This window comes from Actinopolyspora biskrensis, from assembly GCF_013408175.1.
GTDB classification, from domain to species: Bacteria; Actinomycetota; Actinomycetes; order Mycobacteriales; family Pseudonocardiaceae; genus Actinopolyspora; species Actinopolyspora biskrensis.
This window is the reverse complement of record NZ_JACBYW010000005.1, coordinates 41,324-64,045: the sequence shown is the minus strand read 5'-3', so window position 1 is coordinate 64,045 and position 22,722 is coordinate 41,324. Positions and strand designations below refer to the sequence as shown.

Sequence of the window (22,722 nt, the reverse complement as noted above, 5' to 3'; positions counted from 1 at the left end):
GCGCGAATCGGGCGGGGCTGCTGGTGCTCGTGACGGGGCGGCGGTGACCGTGGGGTCACCGGCGTGGGGTCGTCACTCGGTGACTCGTTCGACGATCGTGGCGATTCCCATGCCACCCCCGATGCACAGGGTGGCCAGTCCGTAGCGCTGACCGCGGCGTTCGAGCTCGTCGACCAGCGTGCCGAGGATCATCGCTCCCGTGGCGCCGAGAGGGTGGCCCATCGCGATCGCCCCGCCGTTGACGTTGACCTTCTCATGCGGGACTCCGAAGTCCTTCATGAACTTCAGCGGCACCGCCGCGAAGGCCTCGTTGATCTCGACGAGGTCGATGTCCCCGATGTCCAGTTCGGCCTTGCCCAGCGCCTTGCGCACGGCGGGTCCCGGGCCGGTCAGCATGATCGTCGGGTCCGCCCCGCTCAGCGCGGCGGAGACGATCCGCGCCCGTGGGCGCATTCCGCTCCGTTCGCCGAACTGCCTGCCCCCGACCAGCGTGAGCGCGGCACCGTCGACGATGCCCGAGGAGTTGCCCGGGGTGTGCACGTGGTCGATCCGCTCCACCCAGTGGTACTTCTGCAGCGTGACGGCGTCGAAGCCGCCCATGTCGCCGATCCCGGCGAAGGAGGGCTCCAGCCCGGCGAGCCCTTCGGCCGTCGTGCTCGGACGCACGTGCTCGTCGCGGTCCAGCACCGTCATCCCGTTGCGGTCGGTGACCGGCACGACCGATTCGGAGAAGCGGCCGTCCGCCCAGGCCTTGGCGGCGCGGGTCTGGGACTCCGCGGCGAAGGCGTCCACCTTCTCCCTGTCGAAGCCCTCGAGGGTCGCGATCAGGTCGGCCCCGATCCCCTGCGGGACGAAGGAGGTGTCGAGATTGGTCTCGGGGTCCATGGCCCAGGCTCCGCCGTCGGTGCCCAGCGGGATGCGGGACATGGACTCGACCCCGCCCGCCAGCACGGCGTCCTCCCAGCCGGAGCGCACCTTCTGGGCGGCGGTGTTCACGGCTTCCAGCCCGGAGGCGCAGAAGCGGTTGAGCTGGACACCGCTCACCGTTTCCGGCAGCCCCGCGGCGAGCGCGGCCGACTTGGCTATGTCGCCACCCTGATCACCCACCGGGGTGACGACTCCGAGCACCAGATCGTCGAGCACCTCCGGATCCATGTTCGGGTGGCGGCGACGCAGCTCCTCCACGAGCCCGACCACGAGGCTGATGGGTTTCGTCCCGTACAGCGCACCGGTTTTCTTGCCGCGACCGCGCGGGGTGCGGATCGCATCGTAGACAAACGCCTCGGACATGTGTGGGGTGCCTCCTCGTTGCGGCGGTCCTCCATGAAGAGTGTGACACCAACACTGTCACAGTCAATGGAGAACGCTCGCGAGGGTGTCGCCCTCGGCAGGTGAGTCCGGCGCCTCCCCGGGCTACTCGCACCGCCGCGGGTTCTTCTTCCGGCGCGGGCGGAGCCGAAACCACCACCTGCGCGGTCGGCACCGCCCGCGACAGCCGAACCGCCGGATGTTCACAGCAGCATCCAGCTCAGCACCGGGGTGGACTGCAGATAAACCAGCAGGCACATCACGGCCAGGAACCCGAGGCTCCACGGCAGCACCCTGCGGAAGATGTCGCCTTCCCCGCCGGTCATCCCCACCGCTCCCGCGGCGATGGCCAGATTCTGCGGCGAGATCATCTTGCCGAGCACGCCGCCGGAACCGTTGGCGGCCGCGGCGAGCACCGGGTCGATCCCCGCTTTGTTCGCCGCCGTCACCTGCAGGGCACCGAACAGCGAGTTGGAGGAGGTGTCCGAACCCGTCACCGCGACGCCCAGCCAGCCGAGCACCGGCGAGATCAACGCGAACAGGCCGCCCGCGGCCGCCATCCAGTTGCCCAGCGTGGCCGTCTGCCCCGAAGTGTTCATGACGTAGGCGATGGCCAGCACCGACATCACCGTCACGATCGGCCACTTGAGCTGCGCGTAAGTGGCCAGGTACCGGGTCGCGGCCGTACGGGTGCCGATCCCCAGCACCGGAGTGGTGAGCGCTCCCGCGATCAGCAGCAGCGAGCCCGCCCCGGAGAGCCAGGCGAAGTCGTACTCGACGAGCGCGAGGGGCTGCCCCGAGGGGTCGAGCACCTCCAGCCCCGGCCAGCGGAAGGAGACGGTCACCGCGTCCAGGGCGTCGGCGACCGGGCGGAGCTGCGCGAGGACGAAGACCGCGATTATGATCAGGTACGGCGCGTAGGCTCGCAGCACGGTGCCCCCGCCGTCGGCCGTGCGGGCCGCTCCGGGGGCCTCGGCCACCTCGCGCTCGTTAGCGGTGTGCACGGGTGACCACCAGCGCAGCAGCAGCACGGTGGCCCCCGCCGAGACCAGAGCGGCGATTATGTCGGTCAACGGCACCGAGACGAAGTTCGCGGACAGGAACTGCGCGAGCGCGAAGGTGGTGCCGCAGACCAGCGTGGCGGGCAGGGTCTGGCGCATCCCGCGCCACCCGTCGATGATCCCCACCAGCACCAGTGGCACGACCACGGCCAGCAGCGGGGTCTGCCTTCCCGTCACGGCCCCGAGTTCGGACATTGGAAGTCCGGTCACACTGGACAGCGTCACGATCGGGGCCGCGAGGGCGCCGTAGGCGACCGGCGCCGTGTTGGCGACCAGCGCGACCACGGCCGCCGTCAACGCCCGGAAGCCCAGTGAGAGCAGCATGACCGTGGTGATCGCCACCGGGGTCCCGAAACCGGCCAACGCCTCCAGCAACGCCCCGAAGCAGAAGGCGATGATCACGGCCTGGATCCGCCTGTCGGCGCTGACCCTGGCGAAAGACCGCTGCAGCACCTCGAAGTCACCGGTGACCACGGTCATGTTGTAGATCCAGATGGCGTTTATGACGATCCACAGGATCGGGAAGAATCCGAAGGCCGCACCGAGCGAAACGGACATCAGAGCCTGCCCCGGCGGCATTCCGTACGCTCCGACCGAAACCGCCAGTGCCACCGCGAGAGCGATCAGCGAGGCCTTCCACGCCGTCACGCGGAAAATTCCCAGCAGCGCGAACAGGACGAGGAGCGGTAAGGCCGCGACCAACGCACTCCAACCGAGCGATCCGAAGAGCGGATCGAGGGTTTGCTGGTACACGAATCCCTCCAAGGATCCGGGGAAAAATTCCAGTCGGAGAACCTGCGGAATGTGCTGCATGGCGGTGCGGGGTTTTTCTTCGGCTCCGCGGATCCGAGACATCCACGCTGCCGGGGTGAGTGACCGCGAGAGGTTCCGCTCAGCGAGCACCTACGACGGCCGGGAAAGGAACCCTCATCAAAGGAATCCTCATCAGCGGTTCAGCAGGGATTCCGCTCTTTCTCCGCGCACGGCGGCGTCGAGAATCTGAACTGTGTGGGCGACGGGCAGGTCCGCTCCTCGCCCGCGCAGCGCGGTGCGAATCTGCATCGAGCACCCCGGGTTGGCCGTCACGAGCAGATCGGCCCCGGTGTCCCGCACGTTCCGCGCCTTCAGGTCGCCCAACTCTGCCGCGGCCCTCGGCTGCAGCAGGTTGTACACCCCGGCGGAGCCGCAGCAGATCTCCCCGCGGTTGATCTCGCGCAGTTCCAGCCCGGGGATCCCGCGCAACAGCTCGCGCGGCTGTGTCCGTATTCCCTGACCGTGACTCAGGTGGCAGGCGTCGTGGTAGGCGACCGTCAGGTTCAGCGGGTTGAGCCGCGCGGACGGTCCGAGTTCGACCAGCAGCTCCGCGACGTCGCGCACCCTGGCGGACAGCCGTTCGGCGGCAGCGGCGTACCGCGGTTCGTCGGCGAGCAGCCGCGGGTACTCCTTCAACGTGGATCCGCAGCCGGCCGAATTGATCACCACGTAGTCGACCCCGGCGGAGTCGAAGGCCTCCACCGTCCTCTTCGCGAACTCCACGGCCTCCCGCTCGCGGCCGGAGTGCTCGCTGAGCGCTCCGCAGCAGCCCTGCTTCTCCGGAACCACCACCTCGCACCCCTCGGCGGCCAGGACTCGCGCGGTGGCGTTGTTGACGTCGGGGAAGAAGGCGTGCTGCACGCACCCGGTGAGCATGCCGACCACGGCCCTGCGCCTCCCCCTGGCTGGGACGCGGGCGGGCAACCGGGACGCGCGCCGGACGGGTGGAACCAACGACTCCATGGCCCGCAGGTGGGCGGGCATCTTGGCGAACAACCCGGACCGGCGCAGCAGCGCGTCGATCCGGAGCCGCTGGTACAGCGCGAGCGGCAGCCGCAGCGCGCTCAGCCTGCGCTTGTAGGGGAACAGCCCGAAGATCAGCCGGCGCAGCCAGCGCTGGCCCGGTTCGCGGCGGTGATTGCGCTCGACCTGCGCCCTGGTCCTGTTGATCAGCGGTCCGTACTGCACCCCGGACGGGCAGGCCGTCACGCAGGCCATGCAGCCGAGGCAGTTGTCGAAGTGCTCGACCATGCTCCCCGAGAGGGGTTCACCGTCCAGGCCGGACTCCATCAGGTGGATGCGCCCGCGCGGCGAGTCCATCTCCTCGCCCCAGAGTTCGTACGTGGGGCAGGAGGGCAGGCAGAACCCACAGTGCACGCAGTCGTCGATCAGCTCCCGCTGCGGCGGGTTGAACGCGTCGAAGGCCCCGTCCGGGTTCGCCGCGGCCTCCGTGGGGGGAACCGGTTGTCGTTCCTGCCGAGCGGATTCCGGTTCGGGTGTTCGGTCGGTCATCACAGCCCTCCAACGAACCGTCCCGGTGCGAGACGGCGCTCGGGGTCGAACTGGTCCTTGGTGCGGCGCATCAGCGCGAGCGCTCCGGACGGAACCGGTCCCCACACGTCGACGAGCCGTTTCACGTTCTCCGGGGCCCGGGACACGGTCGTGTAGCCGTCGAGCGCCGCCGCTCGTGCGCGGACCCCCTCGACGAGCGCGGCCACGGACTCGTCGGGCGAGCCGTCGGGGACCCAGCCGTCGAGCACCCCGAGTCCGGCCGCCCCCCGGAGCTGGAGCTCCACACCGGTTTCGTCCTCGACCCGCCCGGCCCCTTCGAGCAGCTCCGCGAGATCGGCCGGCCTGCTCGCCATCCGGATTCCCGTGCCCGTACCCGGTTCCCCGGGGAGCCGTCCCCACCACTCGGGGGCGGTCCCGCTCACCTCGCACGTCTGTCCGAGCTCCTCGCCCAGCGAGCTCGCCAGCTCCGCGGCCCGTTCACGGGTGACCCCGGAACGCCCCTCCAGCTCGGCGCACACGGTGATCGGGGCCCGCCCCGCCGGACGGTCCAGCTCGACGGCGGTGGGCATCGCCCGGGAGATGCGGAGCAGCCGAGCGGCCTCGGCCGCGGCTCTCGGGTCGGGAAGGGTCACCGCGACCCAGCGGCGCTCTTCCGCCAGGGGGTGCAGCCGGAATATCGCCTCGGTGACGACGCCGAGCGTCCCGTAGGACCCGGTGAACAGTTTGCCCAGGTCGTAGCCTGCCACGTTCTTGACGACCTTTCCGCCCGAGCTCGCCACCGTTCCGTCGGCGCAGACCACGGTGATCCCGATGATCAGGTCGCGCACACCGCCGTGCAGGTGGCGGCACGGTCCCGCGGAGCGGGTGGCGATGACCCCTCCGAGGGTCGCCGCGGGGTGCGGGTCCTCGACGGACAACTGCTGCCCGGCCGCGGCGACGGTGCGCTGCACCTCCCGCAGCGGTGCTCCCGCCTCGGCGCGCACCACGAGATCACCCGCGGCGTGCTCGACGACCTCGTCGGCCGCTGAGAGGTCGAGCAACAGGTCCACTCGTTCGGGCGACTCGCCGCGGTCGAGTTTGCTGCCGCCGCCCCGAGGCACCACGCTCATCCCGTGCTCGGCGGCGATGCGCAGCGCCGCCGAGGCCCGTTCGGTCCCGTCCGCGTGGACCACCCACTTCGGACGCCTGGCGCCGACCCGGTCCGCCTCGGAGGACTCGGTGACCCACTCGTCCCCGAGAGCCCCGCACAGGGCGTTCAGGGCGGTTTCCTCAGCAGCTGTGCTCATCAGAACTGTTCGGCCAATCCCGCTTCGGTCAGTGGATGCACTCCTCGCCGCCGCCCCGGCGCCTCGCCGCACAGCCGCGGCGTGGGGAAGACCTTGCCCGGGTTGCACAACCCGGCGGGGTCGAAAGCACAGCGCACGCACTGCATGACGTCCAGGTCCTCGGCGGTGAACATTCGGCCCATGTAGCGGACCTTGTCGGCTCCGACGCCGTGTTCGCCCGTGATCGAACCGCCCTGTTCCACGCACAGCTCCAGGATCGCTCCGGAGACCTCTTCGGCGCGTTCCGCGGCGCCGGGCTCCGAACCGTCGAACAGCACCAGCGGGTGCAGGTTGCCGTCACCCGCGTGGAAGACGTTGGCGACCCGCACTCCCGACTCCGCGGACAGCTCAGCGATGCGCCGCAGCACCTCGGGCAGCGCGGTACGGGGGATCACGCCGTCCTGGACGATGTAGTCGCGGCTGATGCGGCCGACCGCGGCGAAGGCCGACTTGCGTCCCTTCCAGATCAGCGCGCGTTCGGTTTCGTCAGCGGCCGTTCTGATCTCGAACGCCCCGTGTTCGTCGCAGTGCTGCCACACCTCGGTGAACGTCCGCTCCACCTCGGGGCGCGGCCCGTCCAGCTCGACGACGAGCACGGCGCCGGCGCCTTCCGGGTATCCGCACCGAACGGCCTGTTCGGCCGCGGTGATGGACAGGGCGTCCATCATCTCGACGGCGGCCGGGGTGACTCCGGCGGCTATCATCGCCGAGACGGCCGCGCCCGCCTCGTCCGTGGAGGGGAACCCGGCGAGCAGGGTGCGCACGCTCTCCGGGGAGCGGAGCAGCCGCACGGTGATCGAGGTGACCACACCGAGGGTGCCCTCGCTGCCGATGAACGAACCGAGCAGGTCGTAACCGGGTGCGTCGTGGGCCGCTCCGCCCAGTTCGACGAGCTCACCGTCGGCGGTGACCACCTGCGCGGCCAGGACGTGGTTGGTGGTGAACCCGTACTTCAGGCAGTGCGCCCCTCCGGAGTTCTCGGCGACGTTGCCGCCCACCGAGCAGACCTGCTGGCTGGAGGGGTCCGGGGCGAAGTAGTAGCCGTGGGGAGCGGCGGCCTTCGTGACATCGAGGTTGACCACCCCCGGTTCCACGACGGCGCGTTCGTTGGCGATGTCCAGTTCCAGGATCCGGCGCATCTTCGAGGTCACGATGAGCACGCCGTCGGACCGGGGGAGCGCCCCGGCGGACAGTCCGGTTCCCGAGCCGCGCGCGACGAAGGGAACCCCGTGCTCGGAGCAGGCCGCCACCGCGGAGCGAACCTGTTCGGCGTTCTCCGGCAGCACCACGGCCGCGGGCACCGTGCGGTAGCTGGCCAGCCCGTCGCACTCGTAGGTCCGCACGCGTTGCCGATCCGTGATCAGCGATTCCTCGGGAAGCAGTTTCCCCAGCAGTTCGACGCATCCGTCGAGGTCGGCGCTCGCGCCCTCCCGCGTGGGCGGCGCCGGTTCGGTGGACTCCATGGTCCTGCTCCTCACCTCGCCTTCACCGCTGAACGAACCAGGCGATGTAACGTGGATCATAGGTTGGATACAACTTGGATACAAGAGATCGTCGAATTCGGCCGTGCAAGAGCCCCGAACCGAGTACGATCACGTCCGAACTGGGTCGCTGCTGGAATCTCGGTGGGCTCCACGGAAACGTTCCGGCACGTGCCGGACGGCTTCGAGAGCGGGCCGTCGGGGAACGCGGACTCGGCCGAGCGGCTTCCGCCGTACCGAGTGCGCGAGCGGCTCCTGTCCGGAATTCGTCGGCCCGGTCGGCGCAACGCTCTCCCGGGGTCCCGCGGACTCCCGCCGCGGCTCCCCTGCCCGAGCAACAGTCCCCGGACGAGGAGACAGCATGGCGACGCCCGCGACGAACGAACCGAGAAGACGCTCCGGCCCCTCCGTGCCGGCCAGCGTCATCACGGGAACCGTCTTCGCGCTCTGCGTGGTGGCCGGGGCGATCATGTTGGAGCTGGACCTGCCCTACGGAGAGGGCAGCGCTACCTGGAAACCGGTGTTCAAAGCCCTGATCGTGCTCACCTGGGTTTCCGACGTGCTGTTTCTGATCAGCCTGTTCCTCGCCCGCAAGCACCGCACGCGCCCCCGCGGCCGGTTGGGCGCGCTGGCCGGGGGGACGGTGCGGACCGTCCTCGTCGTGCTCGGTGTGGCGTTCCTGATCACCACACCGCTCAATCTCCTCGCGAGCTGATCGGGCGGCGCGTTTCGGCACCGCGGGCACCGAACGCACCGCACCGGGTCGACCCGGCTGAAGACGTCGGTGAGCTCCGACGGTCACCCGCTGCTGAGCACTCCCAGCTCGTCCAGGTGGTACCCGTTCGGGTAGCTGCGCTTCTTGCCACGTCCGAGCCTGCTGACCCGGCGCGCGGGCAGTAACCGCTCGGCCCCGCCGCGCAGGCGGAGGGCGGTGGAAACGGCCCGCGTCTCCCAGCTCCGCGGTTCCGCGAACCCGAAGGACCTGCGCATCTCCGGTTCCAACCCGGCGATGACACCGCGGGAAACCACACGACGCAGCGGACGCGGGAACCACCCGCACACCAGGTCCAGGTTGTCCCGACCGACCGCCCGGTTGCTCTCGGCGAACACGAAGTGCTCGGCCTCGTACTCCCGGTTGAACCGCTCGAACTCCGTGTAACCGGGAATCGAGTGGATCCCCATCCGCGCACCGATCCGCCGGTAGTGGTGGTAGGCCGCGAGGCGCTCGTGCTCGCTCAGCCGCCGCCAGCCGTAGGCGTCGATCCAGCGGATCGGCTCGTAGATGAAAGTGGACAGCACGTAGAGCATGTCGTCGTTGCCGATGTCGTAGCGCCCGTGCATCCGGTTGATCTTGCGCAGCGCCTGCTTGCCACGCTGCGAGTCGTAGCCGTGCCTGCTGATCTCCTCCATCAGCACCGAGGTGTCGTCGTAGCGCTTCTGGGTCCTGTGGGCGAACTCCCCGGTGCGCTGCAGCAGTTCCGAGATGCTCGGCACGCAGAAGGTCCGGAACAGCGCCAGCTCCAACGCCCGCGTGTAGTCCCAGGGGAACTCCAGACCCGCCGATATCCGGTAGATCAGCGTGTGTTCACTTTCCGGGTCCAGCCTGCGGATCAGCCGCAACCGGGAGTATCTCGCCAGCGGGTCGAACCACGGCTCCACGACATCGGACTCGGACAACGCTCTCACCCCTGTGCCAGCAACATGGGAATGTACTGCTCCTCCGCCGTCAACGAACCGTGCTGGCCTCGAAGGGCGGACTCGTTCGGCTCGGTGACCGAACGGATCACCCCGTTGCGCCGCGCCAGCGCGATGACGTCGCCCATCCGCTCCCGCGCCGCGCCGCTCAACGTGTTCCCGAACCAACCGGCCTCGATCGCCTCCGCGGCGCTGACCACGAGCGCGTCCGCACCCAGCCGCTCCCGCCACGCGGCGAGCACGTCCTCGGCGGCCCCCGGCTCGGTGTAGACGTGCCTGGCGCGGGCTTCCCCGCCGATCAGCCGCACGCCCTCCCGCAGGGCCGGGTCGGCGTCGACGTCGGGGGACAGTTCAGGATCCACCCCGACCATGCCGTGATCGGCGACGACGAGCAGCGCGGTCTCGCCCGGCAGGTTCTCGACGATCGAACGCACCAACGTGTCCACCTGGCGCAGCTGCATCCTCCAGGGCAGCGAGCCCGGACCGTGTACGTGTCCCAGCATGTCCAGCTGTCCGTGGTAGCCGTAGCACAGCACCGGGGACTTCCGCCGGAGAGACTCGACCACCTCGGACGCCAGGTCCCCCAGCGCGCGGGTTCCCCGGAGCGAGCCACCGCGCAGCGCCGCCCGCGTCAGACCGGTTCCCTCGAACTCGGCCGGCACGACAAGCCGCGCGTCCACACCGGAAGCGGTCGCGCGCTCCAGCACTGGTTCGGCAGGCTGGGCCTGTTCCGGGGGCCATTCCTCCAACATGCTCTGCCCGCGCCCTGCTTCATCCTTTTTGGACCAGGAAAGCGGGCGGAACAGACCGCCGCCGGGTTCGGCGAAGGAGTAGCCGACCACACCGTGCTCCCCGGAGCAGGTACCCGTCCCCAGCGAGCTGATGCTCGTGGCCGTGGTGGTGGGAAAGCCCGCGGCCCCGGGTCTGCCCGTGTCCAGCGAGTTCAGCAGGGGCGCGTCCGAAGCGTGCTCGCGCAGCAGCCGCCAGCCGAGTCCGTCCACCAGCAGCACCGCCGCACTCGAACACTCGGGAAGCCCGACCGTGTCGGTGAAGCCTGCGACTCCCATCGCCCCCAGCGCCGAGGGGAGCACCTCGGACAAGCGCCATTCGGCATCACCGGGGGCGACGACCCAGTCCATCTCGCGAACCTCCTGATCGGTAATGCTTTGTTGGGTGTGTCCATCCGGTTGTCCGAGCTCGTCCTTCGACGCCTGCGGCGCCGAAGCACACCACCCGAGCGGCTACGCGAACCGAGTCGACACGACCTTTCACTAGAAGCCCAGTTGCCTGCCCACGATCTCCTTCATTATCTCCGTGGTGCCGCCGTAGATGGTCTGTACCCGGGTGTCCAGGAAAGCCTTCGCGATCGGGTACTCGAGCATGTAACCGTATCCTCCGTGCAGCTGGAGGCACCTGTCCACCACGCGCTTGTTCATCTCGGTCAGCCACCACTTGGCCATGGCCGCGTGCTCGATGCTCAGTTCACCGCGAACGTGCTCGGTGATGCAACGGTCGGCGAAAACCTGCCCGATCTCGACCTCGGTGGCGATCTCGGCGAGCTCGAACCTGGTGTTCTGGAACTTGCCGATCGGCCTGCCGAAGGCGGTGCGTTCCTTGCAGTACTCCTTCGTCAGCTCCAGCGCCTTGGCGGCCCCGGCCGCGGAGGCGACCGCGATGGACAGGCGCTCCTGCGGCAGGTTCTGCATCAGGTAGACGAAGCCCTGCCCCTCCTCGCCGAGCAGGTTCCGCGCGGGAACGCGGACGTCGTTGAAGAACAACTCGGCGGTGTCCTGCGACTTCTGCCCGATCTTCTCCAGGTTGCGCCCGCGCTCGAAACCGGGCGCGTCGCTCTCGACCACCAGGAGGCTGATGCCCTCGTGCCCCGAGGACGGATCCGGATCGGTCCGGGCCACCACGATGACCAGGTCGGCGTTGATCCCGTTGCTGATGAACGTCTTCTGACCGTTGATCACGTACTCGTCACCGTCGCGCACGGCGGTGGTCCGGATGCCCTGCAGGTCACTGCCCGCCTCCGGCTCGGTCATCGCGATGGCCGTCACGGTCTCGCCGGTGCAGAAGTGCGGGAGCCAGCGCTGCTTCTGCTCCTCGGTGGCCAGCTTCGTCAGGTACGGCACGTTGATGTCGTTGTGCACCGGAGCACCGAAACCGGTCACCCCGGCCGCGATCAGCTCCTCGTCCAGCACGACGTTGAACCGGAAGTCGTCGACGCCGCCGCCGCCGAAGCGCTCCTCGATCGCGGTGCCGAGCAGCCCCTGCGCGCCCGCCTTGCGCCAGGCCTCCTTGCTGACCACTCCCGCTTCTTCCCACTCCTGCAGGTGCGGAACCAGCTCCCTGGCTATGAAGGTACGGCAGGTCTGCCGGAAGGCCTCGTGGTCCTCGTCGAATATTTCCCTGCGCATCTGTCTCACACGTCCTCTCGCCGGACAAGCTCGCCGTGTAGGGCACCGGACCGCAGCAGGACGTCGCGCTCGGCGACGTGCCACTCACCGAGCACCTCGGCGGTGTGCGCTCCCGCGTCCGGTACGGGTCGGGGGTCGGGACTGGGTGTTCCGGAGAACCGTGGCGCGGCGGCGGGCTGCACCACCCCGTCGTTCTCCACGAGCGTCCGCCGTGCGCGCACGTGCGGGTGCTCGGGTGCTTCGGCCATCGACAGGACCGGGGTGACGCACGCGTCGGAACCGTCGAAGACCTCGGTCCAGTGCCGCTTCGTTCCTCCCGCGAAGGCCTCGGCGAGCCGGCGGCGGATCTCGGGCCAGTTGGACGGGTCGTCCCGGTCGGGCAGCGTCCCCGACAGCCCGAGGCCTTCGAGCAGCTCCGCGTAGAACTGCGGTTCCAGGGCTCCGACGGCCATGTGCTCCCCGTCGGAGGTGGCGTAGACGTCGTAGAAGGGGGCCCCGCCGTCCAGCAGGTTGGTTCCGCGCTCGGTGCTCCAGCCTCCGCTGGCGAGCATGCCGTAGAGCATGGTGCTCAGGTGCGCCGAACCATCCACTATGGAAGCGTCCACGACCTGACCACCGCCACCGGCACGGCCCCGCAGCAGCGCGGCGAGCACTCCCACGGCCAGGTACATCGCCCCTCCGCCGAAGTCGCCCAGCAGGTTCACCGGGAACCGCGGCGGTCCGCCGGCCTCTCCGCTCGCGTGCAGGGCGCCGCTGAGCGCGATGTAGTCCACGTCGTGGCCCGCCGTGTCCGCCAGCGGCCCGTCCTGGCCCCATCCGGTCATCCGGCCGTAGATCAGCTCGGGGTTGCGTTCGAAGCACTCCTCGGGCCCGACACCCAGCCGTTCCGCCACCCCCGGGCGGAACCCCTCCAGCAGGACGTCGGCTCGCTCGGCCAGCGCGAGCAGGGCTTCCGGGCCACGCTCGTGCTTGAGGTCGACGAGCACCGAGCGCTTGCCCCGGTTGAGCAGGTCCTGCTTGCCGCCCGGGTTGGTCGGGCGTTCCACCCGGACGACGTCGGCCCCCAGATCGGCCAGCAGCATGGCGCAGAACGGAGCGGGTCCCATTCCCGCGACTTCGACGACCCGCACCCCGGCCAGGGGGCCGGTCCCTCCGGTCCGTTCCCCCGGCTCGCCGGGAGATCCGTCATCCGAGCGCTGCACCACGACACCTTCCTCCGCTCGACCGTGACCGCCCTCATTTTGACGGAGTTAGTGTTACATTGCTGGTGTCACATTGGTCAAGTAGTACCCTGCGGGACATGCTCCGAACAGCAGACGACGAAGAACTCACGATCGACGAGCTGGCCTCCAGATCGGGAGTAACCGTGCGAACGGTTCGCTTCTACGCGTCACGCGGTCTGCTCCCCCCGCCGCGGCTGCGCGGCCGGGTGGGGCTGTACGGAGCTGATCACCTGGCGCGGCTGGACCTCATCCGCGAGTTGCAGAACCTCGGCTTCACGCTGACCGCGATAGAACGACACCTCGAGCGCATCCCGGAGGACGCACCTCCCGAGGAGCTCGCGCTGCAACGGGCGCTGCTGGCTCCGTGGACCAGCGACCAGGCGGAGCGGATCGGCCGGCACGAGCTGGACCGCCGCGCCGGCCGCACGCTGAACGACCAGGAGATCGAGCAGCTGCTGACACTCGGCGTCCTGGAGCGCGGCACCGAGGAGGACGCCGAGGAGTTCCTCCTGACCAACACCTCCATGCTGAACGTCGGTCTGCGGATAACGGAGCTCGAACTGCCCTCGGACATGCTGCTGCGGGCCAAGGACATCGTCGAGCAGCACACCGCCCAGATGGCCGGGGAGCTCCGCGAGCTCTTCGCTGCCAACGTGCTGCGCCCGTACGTGGAGCGGGGACGCCCGGAGGCGGAGCGCGAGCGGGTGCGCGCGACAGCCGACCAGCTGCGCCCGCTGACCATCCAGGTGCTGGTCAACGGCTTCCAGCGCGCGGTCAACGAAGTGATCCGCAACCACACGTGATCAACCAACCCTCGAAAAGGTGAGCTGATGCGGACCGGGCGACTGGCTGATTCCTGTTGCACAGCATGCGAACTCGCTGTGTAGCAATCCCACCAACGAGGGAAACTCGATGTAGTGATCTTGTGGCTCGATTGCAGCGTTCGAGTCCCTCTTCCCGGTAACCATGTTGGGCGTCAAACTGCCGATTTCGTACGGAGGAAACCCGACATGGGCGTCTCTCGGTTCATCAGCCGGTCCCTGCTGGCGGCCGGAACCGTCGTGGCCACCTCACTGGTCCCGCTCGTTCCGCACGCGTCCGCGACCGAACCGGCAGCCCAGGCCGAACGAGCCACCACCGGATCCGACCGGGTGAACCGGGAGGTCAGCGTGCTCGAACTGCGAGTGACCCCGGGAACCCGCACGGAGGACTCGAAGACGGCCCTGCTGCACTGCGACCCCGCTGGAGGAACGCACCCCGAGGCGGCCGCGGCCTGCGAACAGCTCGACGCGGTTCAGGGCAGACTCGGCTCCCTGCGCGCGGGCAAGGAAAAACCGATGTGCCCGCTGGTGTACCGGCCCGTGACCGTGACGGCCACCGGCACCTGGAAGAACTCCCCCGTTCAGCACAGCCAGCGGTACTCCAACGCCTGTGAGATGAAGGCCTACACCGGAGCGGTGTTCAACTTCTGAAGGAGACCGTGGCACGGCTCGGTTCGCTTGGCGGCGCGGGTAGCTGAACCTCGGACCGGCGCCCGGCTGCGGAAGCCCCGGCATCGGGTAGCCACCTGCACGACGTCGGGGCCGTCCTCACCGGGCACTCGACCGAGAACCCGCGGCGGTGCGAGTTGCCCGGGTGGTGCTTCGGAGCCGTCGGCGCCGAAGGTCGGGGCCGAGGTGGTGTCAACGAAAATCACTCGTCCGCTCGGACGATTCCGCTGAATTTCCCCGCTGAAGTCGTGAACGAAGCCCGAAACTAGGATCACGATCGGTCGTCCCTTCGCCCGCGAGGACTTTACTCGGGCTTTCGACCCGCTCGGAAACGAGCTTTCCGGATTCACGACCAGAGGAAGTGAGATGCGCACTCGGCTGGCCTTGCTGGCACTCACCCTGGGAACGTTCGCGATCGGCACCACCGAGTTCGTCGTCATGGGCATCCTGCCCGAACTCGCCGATGACCTCGATGTCTCGGTGAGCTCGGCGGGATCCGTGGTATCGGCCTACGCCTTCGGCGTGGTGGTAGGCGCACCGCTGCTGGTCGCCGCGTTCGCGAACGTCCCCCGCAGGCGTGTGCTCCTCACGCTCCTGACGGTTTTCGTGGCCGGTCACGTCTCGCTCGCCGCCGTCGACAGCTACCCGTGGGTGCTGGTGCTGCGTTTCGTGTGCGGCCTGCCCCACGGCGCCTACTTCGGTGTCGCGTCGGTGGTGGGTGCGAAGCTCGTCCCCGCCCACCGCCAGGGACGTGCGATCGCCCTGGTCCTGCTCGGACTCACCGTCGCCAACATCGTCGGGGTCCCCGCGGGTACCGCCGTCGGCCAGCAGTTCGGGTGGCGCGCCACCTTCCTGCTCGTGGCCGTGATCGGCGCACTCGCACTGGCCGCCGTGATCCGCTGGGTGCCCGCCGTCGGAGGTGCCGACGCCCCCTCCGACCTGCGCGCCGAGCTGCGGGCGTTCAAGGACCCGAAGGTGCTGCTGGTGATCGCGGTCGTCACGATCGGGTTCAGCGGGCTGTTCTCCTGCTTCACCTACATCGCTCCGATGATGACCGAGGTGGCCGGATACCCGGCCGGGGCGATGACCTGGTTGCTGGCGATCTTCGGAGCGGGATTCACCGTCGGCAACCTGCTCGGTGGGTGGCTCACCGACCGCGCAGTACTGCCCACTCTGTACGGGTTCCTGGCACTGCTCGCCGCCGCCCTGTTCGCCTTCCCCCTCAGCGCGGACAACAAAGTCACGGCCGCGATCAACCTGTTCCTGATCGGGATGTCCTCCTTCGCCGCCGAACCCCCCGTGCAGAAACGTCTCCTGGACCTGGCCGGCAGCGCCCCCACGCTGGTCTCGGCCACCAACCAGTCCGCCTTCAACACGGCCAACGCTCTCGGCGCGCTCATCGGCGGACAGGTCATCGCCGCGGGCTACGGGCTCACCTCGACCAACCGGGCCGGCGGTGTGCTGGTGTTGATCGGCCTGGCGCTCGCGGTGCTGTCCGGGGTGCTCGACCGTTCCCGCCGCGGCGGGAGAACCCCGGCGAAGATGTGAATCCACCACCCCGGCACGGCGGTGCGGGGACGGGGGCTCCCGCTCCGGGGAGCGGGAGCCCGACATCGCACGGCGGTCGTTCCCGCCTCAGCACTCGATGACGTTGACGGCCAGACCGCCCCGCGCCGTCTCCTTGTACTTGTCCTTCATGTCGTTGCCGGTGTCCCGCATGGTCTTGATGACCTTGTCCAGCGACACGAAGTGACTGCCGTCACCGCGCAGCGCCATCCGCGCGGCCGTGATGGCCTTGACCGAGGCGACGGCGTTGCGCTCGATGCACGGGATCTGCACCAGCCCACCGATCGGATCGCAGGTCAGCCCGAGGTTGTGCTCCATCGCGATCTCGGCGGCGTTCTCCACCTGCTCCGGGGTCCCGCCCAGCACCTCGACCAACCCGGCCGCCGCCATCGAGCACGCCGAACCGACCTCGCCCTGACAGCCCACCTCGGCTCCGGAGATCGAGGCGTTCTCCTTGAAGAGCACACCTACGGCCCCGGCCGCGAGCAGGAAACGAACCACCCCGGCGTCGTCGGCCCCTGGCAGGAACCGCACGTAGTAGTGCAGCACGGCGGGGACGATGCCCGCCGCACCGTTGGTGGGGGCCGTCACCACTCGCCCACCGGCCGCGTTCTCCTCGTTGACGGCGAGCGCGTACACCGTCACCCACTCCATCGGGTCGTCGGCGTCGACGAGTTTGGAGCGGAGCTCGGCGGCACGGCGGTCGACGCGCAACCCACCGGGCAGACTGCCCGTGTTGCCGCACCCGTTGTGCACGCACTCGCGCATGACGTGCCAGATGTTCAGCAGCTCGTCGGAGACCTGCCGCTCGTCGCGCCAGGAGAGCTCGTTGGCCAGCATGAGCCCGCTGACCGTCTTTCCCGTCTCGGCACACCGCCGCAGGAGTTCGGCTCCGGTGCGGAACGGGTGGGCGACTTCCGTGGTGTCCTGTTTGACCCTGTCGGCACCGGCGGCTTCCTCGTCGAGGACGAAACCACCGCCGACCGAGTAGTACACCACCGTGCACAGCGCGGTCCCGTCGGAAGCGGCGGCGCTGAAACGCATCCCGTTGGGATGCACGGGAAGCGACTCCCCGCGATACATCACGAGGTCGCTGTCGGAATCGAATCGAATCTCGTGGGAACCGTCCAGCAGCAGCCGGCCGGTCGAGTGGATCTCGTCGACCCGCCCGGAAACCGCGGCCGGGTCGACCGCTTCCGGGTGGTGCCCCTCCAGACCGAGCAGTACCGCCTTGGGACTGCCGTGCCCGTGCCCGGTCGCACCGAGCGAACCGAACAGTTCGGCCCGCACGTTCGCGACGCGGGACAGCAGGCTCTCGGCGCGCAGCCGCGCCGCGAAACGCGCGGCGGCACGCATCGGACCGACGGTGTGCGAACTGGACGGACCGATTCCCACCGAGAAAAGATCGAAGACACTGATCGCCATTGATCGTCTCTTCTTCACGTGTCGAGTCGGTGTTCAGGGATGGCGGGCCCCTCCGGAACCACGGGACCCGCCCGGACGGCCGTGAACCGGGCCGTCACTCACCGGTGAGTTCGGCGTACTGCGTGGAGTCCAGCAGCTTGCCGTACTCGCTGACGCGCATCTCCAGCAGCCAGCCCTCGCCGAACGGATCGGCGTTGACCTGGGCCGGGTCGTCGATCACGGCTTCGTTGACCGCCGTGACCTCGCCGGTGGCCGGCGCGTAGAGGTCGCTGACGGACTTGGTCGATTCCAGCTCACCGCAGGCTTCACCGGACGTGATCTGCTTGCCGACCTCGGGGAGGTCCACATAGACGATGTCGCCGAGGGCGTTGGCGGCATACGGTGTGACGCCGACGCGCACGACGTCGTCGCGTTCGGCGAGCCACTCGTGTTCCTCTGTGTACTTGAGGTCCGTGGGCAGGCTCATGGGGAGGCTCCATCACTGTCGTTTGGACACGGTCTCCGGCAGCCCGGAGGGCTGCCGTGTCGCGATCACGGTCGCGCCCGGTGCCCATCCTCTCCGAGGATCACCGGGAATGCCGTGTCCGCGTACCTGGCGGCCTCCCCCTCTGTTGCGGAACCTGAGAGCTTCACCGCACCGTCGCGGTTTGCACCGTGGGTGCGCCGCCCCGGTGGGCGGCGCTTTCCAGAGTTGCCTCGGTCGGACGGTACGGCTGCCTGAGAGTTTGCGGGGAGTTTTGCTCCTTCGGCGCCCGGTCGAAGCGATCGCGGAGATCGCTCACCTGCCGGGGCTCTCCCGCCCGATGTCGTAGGCCGGTATGCGATTGTCGCTGTGTTCGGCAACGATAACCCGGCGGATGACGGTGTCCAACCCCAACCCCGGATAGCGGGACACGCCACACCGGGCGGTGTGAGGTGATCCACCCTCCGGTGGGACCTCTCCGCCGGATCCGCGACGCGGACCCCGCCGCGGGCACTACTACGAGGAGCCGGTGATGGTCGACGTCCAGGGGCTGGTCGAACGAGCGGGCCCCGCGCTGCTGCGTCCGGTGTCGACTCCGGAGGGAACCGGCGGGGTCGGGGACGTGGTGATAGCCGAGCCGAGCGAGAGCTGCGGGGCGGCCACCTCCGACGTGGTGCTCGGGGTGGGGCTCACGCACGAGCGGCAGGCCGTTGAGCTGCTGCGGGAGTGCGGTGAGCGCGACGCGGCCGCCGTGCTGCTCAAGCCCCCGCTGTCCACCTCGAGCACTGTGGCCGTCGAGGCGCGGCGGCACGGGCTGGCCCTGATCGAGGTCCGGGACGGCACGGCCTGGGCGCAGCTGGTCTGGCTGTTGCGCGCCGCTCTCGCTGACGGTGAGGGCGCGGGGGACTCGCCGGACAGGGGCGGTTCGGCCGGTCTGGGGGACCTGTTCCGCCTGGCCGACGCCGTGGCCGAGGTCGTCGACGCCCCCGTGACCATCGAGGACGCGCACTCGCAGGTGCTCGCCTACTCGGCGCGGCAGGATCTGACCGACCCCGCCCGGGTCTCCACGATCATGGGGCGCAGGCAGCCCGAGGACGTGCTGGCCAAGTTCAGGGCCAGGGGGACGTTCCGGCAGCTGACCAAGGGGAGTTCCGCGATCTACGTCCCGGAGCAGCCCGACGGGACGCTGCCCAGGCTGGTCGTTCCCATCCGCATGGGCGGCGAGCTGCTCGGGTCCATGTGGGCCGTGGTCACCGGGGAGGTTTCCGAGCGGCGGGCCTCCGCTTTCGCCGACACCGCGGCGCTGGTCGCGTTGCAGCTGCTGCGCAGGAGGATGCTCACCGATTCCGAGCGGCAGCGCTCCGCGCGGCTGGTGCGTCTCGTGCTCGAGGGCGCCGAGGGGTGGCGTGCGGCGGCGAACGAGTTGGCGGTGCGGGCCGAGCCGCACCGGGTGGTGGCCATCGACGTGCGCGCGGGTGACGGCACGGACGAGGGGCACCGGCTCGCGATGTGGGAGTGGATCACCAGGGGGATCGGGCACAGACCGCTGGTGACCGAGTCGGGCGGGGTGCTGTACGCGGTGGTTCCGGACCGGCCGGGCTCCGGGGGGTGGCCCGCGCTCAGGGAGGCGCTGTTGGCGCACATCCGCGAGCTGGACGCCGACACGCCGCGTCCGCTGGTGGCGGCGGGCACCTCGGTTCCGGTGGCCGAGCTGCCGACCTCCCGCCTCAGGGCCGACGAGGTGCTGACCCTGCTCCGGGGCGGCACGGTGGACGGGGAGGTGGCGGTCCACGAGGACCTCTGGCACCTGCTCGTGCTCACCAGGATGGCCGGGGCAGCCGGTGACGCGGGGATCAGCGCTCTCGGGCCGCTGCACGTGCTGCGCGAGCACGACCGCAACCGGGGAACCGATTACCTGGACACGCTGTACGCCTGGCTGCGTCATCCCGGTGATCCGCGTGCCGCAGGCGCGGAGCTGCGGGTCCACCCGAACACCTTCCGCTACCGGATGAAGCGGATCTCCCAGCTCGTCGAGGCGGATCTGGACGACGTGGAGGTCCGTTCTGCGCTGCTGGTGCAGCTGTTGAGCGAGCGCTGGAACCCGCACGGGTAGGGAATCCGCGCGAAACCTCCGCCGCGCGGCTCGGGTGGTGAGCTCGGCGCCGCCGCGCCGAGGAGCCCACGCGAGGCCGCACGCCCCCCGCACCGGCGGGTTACGGAACGATTTGTGCCGAGAGCACAACCACTCCCGAGCAATCTCATCGTGTGAGAATGATGCGGCCGGGCTGCTGACAACGCATCGTGGTGCGCACAAACTCCGATCCTGCCGCGCGACTCCGCTGTCCGCCGGGCCACGCGCTCGGAAGGCAGGCCGGCGAGCCCTCCGGCACGACCGCCGGTTCGGTGATCACTCAAGCAGGTTCGAAAAGGTACGCAGGAAGGAAACACAGTGCAGATCGCCGTACCCCGGGAAATCAAGAACAACGAGTACCGCGTCGCGCTCACCCCGGCGGGAGTGCACGAGTTCGTCAGTCGGGGTCACGAGGTGTTCGTGGAAACGCAGGCGGGCGCGGGTTCGTCCATCTCCGACGAGGAGTTCCTCTCCGCGGGCGCGAAGGTGCTCTCCGGCGCGGAGGAGGTCTGGGCCGAGGGTGACCTGGTACTCAAGGTCAAGGAACCTGTCGCCGAGGAGTATCCCCGCCTGCGGCGGGACCAGGTGCTGTTCACCTACCTGCACCTGGCCGCCTCCGCCGGGCTCACCAACGCGCTGCTCGACTCGGGCGTGACCGGCATCGCCTACGAAACGGTGCAGACCGCCGACGGGGCACTGCCGCTGCTGGCCCCCATGAGCGAGGTCGCGGGCAGGCTGGCCCCCCAGGTCGGGACCTACTCGTTGATGCGTCCGAGCGGGGGGCGCGGCATGTTGCCCGGCGGAGTCCCCGGTGTCCACCCCGCGCGCGTGGTCGTCATCGGCGGCGGGGTCGCGGGGCTCAACTCGGCGCGGGTGGCGCTCGGCATGGGTGCCGACGTCGAGCTGCTGGACACGAACGTGGACAAGCTCCGCGAGATCGACAGGGACTTCGGGGGCCGCATCCGCACGGTCACCTCGAACCGCTACAGCGTGGATCAGGCGGTGCGCACCGCGGACCTGGTCATCGGCGCGGTGCTGATCCCGGGGGCCAAGGCCCCCAAGCTCGTCACCAACGAACTGGTGGGGCGGATGAAGCCGGGCAGCGTGCTCGTGGACATCGCGATCGACCAGGGCGGTTGCTTCGCCGACTCGCGCCCCACCACGCACGACGCGCCGACCTACCGGGTGCACGACTCGGTCTTCTACTGCGTGGCCAACATGCCTGGGGCGGTTCCGAACACCTCGACGCACGCGCTGACCAACGTGACCCTGCCCTACGCGCTGCGGATCGCCGACCAGGGCTGGCGTGCGGCGTGCAGGCAGGACGAGGCTCTCGCCTGCGGCCTGAACACGCACGACGGGAAGCTGGTGAACGAACCGGTCGCCGCGGCGCACGGGCTGGCCTACGACGAGGTGGACAGCGTGCTCGGCTGAGCAGGCGGCCGAGAGTCGACGGGGATTCGGTTCCGCCGCGAAACCACCTCCGCAAACCGAGTCCCCGACCCCCTGCCGCTCCGACGCAAGCGCGCTGAGCCCGAGCCATCGGCACCGCCGACTCTCCCCGAAGCCGACTCTTCACCAAAAAGTCCCCTCGCCCGGCGGGCGAGGGGACTTCTCGTTGGGGGCGGCCTGCTCAACCAGCCTGGGGGTCACCGGGAGCTGGCCGCCGCTTTCAGTATAGGACATGACGCCCCGGTTACCGAAGAGCCAACCGCGCGTGTTCTCCGAATTTTCGGCGTGATCCGCTACTCACACCACCCGACTCACTCTTGAGAGTGAAAAAACAGTCGGAATCTGAAGTTTTTACATATTAATGCCGATGAGGACGTGGAGGTACTCCGGACCGCCGTTCCCGCCGACGGGACGCCCCGAGGATTCGTCCGTCCACGCAGGGAACAGCGCTTCCGCACCAGACAGTCGAACCCGTCCCCCGAAGGACCCCCATGCGGCTCGATTCCACCCGGGCGAACCACTCGCACCGCACGACCACGTTCCACGGACAGCTCTCCGAGGCCCTCTCCGAACCCCCGCGGAGAAGCGCGGAGCACACTGCTGGGGCTCGGAGCGCCGCCCCGGAGGAGTCCGCCGGAAAGGACGCCGCCCCGAGCGCGGACACCGCCCGGCTGGACCGGCTCGAGGAGCTCGCGGACCACGGGGAGGCCGACGAGTTGCTGGCGCTCGCCAGGCCGGAACTGCACCGGTTGACCGAAGGGCTGCGCGCGCTGCTGGACGAGCACCGCCCGGACGGGCAGGGCAGGTGCCGGACGTGCCCGGGAGGACTGCGGGCGCGCCGGTGGCCGTGCGGGGTCTGGCGCACCATCTACACCGAACTCGTCGGGGAGGATCCCGACCAGCTCGGCGACACCGCGCGGGGAGCTCCCGAACGAGCGGGCAGGCGGTCACCACGCCACCGCCTCGGCGGAGAACGCGCCGAGGGCACCTCCCGGCCGAGCGTTCCGGTGGTGAGCGAACCCATCGTCTCCGGCGGCACCCACGACCCGGGCCGCTGGGACACCGGGGAACTGGAGGCGCTGCCCGCGGAGGACGATCGATCGAGCGCGGCGGGAGCCACGGACGCGGACACGTTCGAGGGCGCCGCGGCCGGGAGCCCGGCGGCCGGCACCGCGACCGCGGAGACGACCTCCGTGCCGCCGCTCGGCGGGCACTTGGAAACGGATCACACCCGCATCCACCGCGCCGGAGTGGCCGATCGCACACCGGGCCGCCGCCGGTGACCCGCCGCTGCCGGACAACGGCGGCGAAGCACCAGTCCAACGGAGCGCATCCGCAGGTGGTGACTCCTCCTGCC

At 69.6% G+C, this 22,722-nt stretch carries 18 protein-coding genes and 1 riboswitch; of the genes, 7 read left to right on the top strand and 11 right to left on the bottom strand.

Translation table 11 applies throughout. The annotated features are described in order from the left end of the window. Positions 1–72: 72 nt before the first annotated feature. The 5 genes from FHR84_RS13730 to FHR84_RS13710 all read right to left on the bottom strand — a co-directional run bounded on the left by FHR84_RS13730 (position 73) and on the right by FHR84_RS13710 (position 7,482). Positions 73–1,290, bottom strand: a complete 1,218-nt coding sequence (locus FHR84_RS13730; RefSeq protein WP_179535923.1) for an acetyl-CoA C-acetyltransferase — start codon at positions 1,288–1,290, stop codon at positions 73–75. A gap of 221 nt (positions 1,291–1,511) precedes the next feature. Continuing rightward, entirely contained in the window at positions 1,512–3,122 is a 1,611-nt protein-coding gene (locus tag FHR84_RS13725; protein ID WP_179535922.1) for a lactate permease LctP family transporter, read from the bottom strand. A gap of 192 nt (positions 3,123–3,314) precedes the next feature. Next, on the bottom strand, positions 3,315–4,694 hold the full coding sequence (locus tag FHR84_RS13720) for a (Fe-S)-binding protein (RefSeq protein WP_179535921.1): 1,380 nt from the start codon (positions 4,692–4,694) through the stop codon (positions 3,315–3,317). Continuing rightward, a complete protein-coding gene (locus FHR84_RS13715; protein WP_179535920.1) occupies positions 4,694–5,980 on the bottom strand; it encodes an FAD-binding oxidoreductase in 1,287 nt (428 codons plus the stop codon). The genes FHR84_RS13720 and FHR84_RS13715 overlap by 1 nt, the downstream gene beginning before the upstream one ends. Further along, the gene (locus FHR84_RS13710) at positions 5,980–7,482 is read right to left on the bottom strand and encodes an FAD-linked oxidase C-terminal domain-containing protein (RefSeq protein WP_179535919.1); all 1,503 of its coding nucleotides are present in this window, start codon (positions 7,480–7,482) and stop codon (positions 5,980–5,982) included. Before FHR84_RS13710 ends, FHR84_RS13715 begins: the two co-directional genes overlap by 1 nt. A gap of 379 nt (positions 7,483–7,861) precedes the next feature. Between FHR84_RS13710 and FHR84_RS13705 the strand changes: the two genes are divergently transcribed. Further along, entirely contained in the window at positions 7,862–8,215 is a 354-nt protein-coding gene (locus FHR84_RS13705) for a hypothetical protein (RefSeq protein ID WP_179535918.1), read from the top strand. 83 nt (positions 8,216–8,298) lie between these two features. On the opposite strand, the gene FHR84_RS13700 is transcribed toward FHR84_RS13705, so the two are convergent. The 4 genes from FHR84_RS13700 to FHR84_RS13685 form a co-directional block, all read right to left on the bottom strand. Continuing rightward, positions 8,299–9,186, bottom strand: coding sequence for an oxygenase MpaB family protein (locus tag FHR84_RS13700; RefSeq protein WP_179535917.1), 888 nt, complete (start codon positions 9,184–9,186; stop codon positions 8,299–8,301). Beyond that, a complete protein-coding gene (locus tag FHR84_RS13695; protein ID WP_179535916.1) occupies positions 9,183–10,334 on the bottom strand; it encodes an alkaline phosphatase family protein in 1,152 nt (383 codons plus the stop codon). The genes FHR84_RS13700 and FHR84_RS13695 overlap by 4 nt, the downstream gene beginning before the upstream one ends. A 132-nt stretch (positions 10,335–10,466) precedes the next feature. After that, entirely contained in the window at positions 10,467–11,615 is a 1,149-nt protein-coding gene (locus FHR84_RS13690; RefSeq protein ID WP_179535915.1) for an acyl-CoA dehydrogenase family protein, read from the bottom strand. Positions 11,616–11,620: 5 nt separating this feature from the next. Then, entirely contained in the window at positions 11,621–12,820 is a 1,200-nt protein-coding gene (locus tag FHR84_RS13685) for a CoA transferase (protein ID WP_179535914.1), read from the bottom strand. A gap of 95 nt (positions 12,821–12,915) precedes the next feature. Here FHR84_RS13685 and FHR84_RS13680 point away from each other — a divergent pair, with 95 nt between their 5' ends. From FHR84_RS13680 to FHR84_RS13670, 3 genes are all read left to right on the top strand, one after another. Then, on the top strand, positions 12,916–13,641 hold the full coding sequence (locus FHR84_RS13680; protein WP_179535913.1) for a MerR family transcriptional regulator: 726 nt from the start codon (positions 12,916–12,918) through the stop codon (positions 13,639–13,641). 207 nt (positions 13,642–13,848) lie between these two features. Next, on the top strand, positions 13,849–14,310 hold the full coding sequence (locus FHR84_RS13675; protein ID WP_179535912.1) for an SSI family serine proteinase inhibitor: 462 nt from the start codon (positions 13,849–13,851) through the stop codon (positions 14,308–14,310). A 384-nt stretch (positions 14,311–14,694) separates the two neighbouring features. After that, on the top strand, positions 14,695–15,876 hold the full coding sequence (locus FHR84_RS13670; RefSeq protein ID WP_179535911.1) for an MFS transporter: 1,182 nt from the start codon (positions 14,695–14,697) through the stop codon (positions 15,874–15,876). 87 nt (positions 15,877–15,963) lie between these two features. Here the strand turns inward: FHR84_RS13670 and FHR84_RS13665 are convergent, their stop codons facing one another. Both FHR84_RS13665 and gcvH read right to left on the bottom strand, forming a co-directional pair. Next, entirely contained in the window at positions 15,964–17,319 is a 1,356-nt protein-coding gene (locus FHR84_RS13665) for an L-serine ammonia-lyase (RefSeq protein WP_179535910.1), read from the bottom strand. A gap of 94 nt (positions 17,320–17,413) precedes the next feature. After that, a complete protein-coding gene (gene gcvH, locus FHR84_RS13660) occupies positions 17,414–17,785 on the bottom strand; it encodes a glycine cleavage system protein GcvH (protein ID WP_179535909.1) in 372 nt (123 codons plus the stop codon). 229 nt (positions 17,786–18,014) lie between these two features. Then, positions 18,015–18,128, bottom strand: a riboswitch (glycine riboswitch). 186 nt (positions 18,129–18,314) lie between these two features. On the opposite strand from gcvH, the gene FHR84_RS13655 reads away from it, so the two are divergent. From FHR84_RS13655 to FHR84_RS13645, 3 genes are all read left to right on the top strand, one after another. Beyond that, the gene (locus FHR84_RS13655; protein WP_179535908.1) at positions 18,315–19,895 is read left to right on the top strand and encodes a PucR family transcriptional regulator; all 1,581 of its coding nucleotides are present in this window, start codon (positions 18,315–18,317) and stop codon (positions 19,893–19,895) included. A gap of 336 nt (positions 19,896–20,231) precedes the next feature. Next, positions 20,232–21,347, top strand: coding sequence for an alanine dehydrogenase (ald, locus tag FHR84_RS13650; RefSeq protein ID WP_179535907.1), 1,116 nt, complete (start codon positions 20,232–20,234; stop codon positions 21,345–21,347). Positions 21,348–21,856: 509 nt separating this feature from the next. Next, the gene (locus FHR84_RS13645; protein ID WP_218862885.1) at positions 21,857–22,648 is read left to right on the top strand and encodes a hypothetical protein; all 792 of its coding nucleotides are present in this window, start codon (positions 21,857–21,859) and stop codon (positions 22,646–22,648) included. The last annotated feature ends 74 nt before the right edge of the window (positions 22,649–22,722 follow it).